The sequence below is a fragment of the Winogradskyella poriferorum genome (assembly GCF_050618035.1).
Lineage (GTDB): Bacteria > Bacteroidota > Bacteroidia > Flavobacteriales > Flavobacteriaceae > Winogradskyella > Winogradskyella poriferorum_A.
On record NZ_JBODPY010000234.1, the window covers coordinates 1 to 221 of the forward strand.

Annotated in this window: 1 pseudogene; it reads right to left on the bottom strand. The window is 38.5% G+C overall.

From position 1 onward, the window contains the following. Positions 1-221: pseudogene (locus tag ACRHOC_RS15600) on the bottom strand (ATP-dependent Clp protease ATP-binding subunit ClpX); the annotation flags it as partial.

Consider the following 221-nt stretch of genomic DNA (forward strand, 5'->3'; position numbering starts at 1 on the left):
ATCATCACTAGGAGGCTGTAGTAATCTCTTATAGTGGTTATATACAGCTACAGACATTACACGTTTGGTATACTCCTGCGCAATGATATATTCATCTAGAAAGGCTTTTATCTCTTTAGGCCTTCTAAGCATTAACTCACCACTTAACTCTGAGCTACCGCTTTGCTTTGATTCCACGATAACAATAGCATGTGCTTGCTCAATACAGCGATCACAAATAT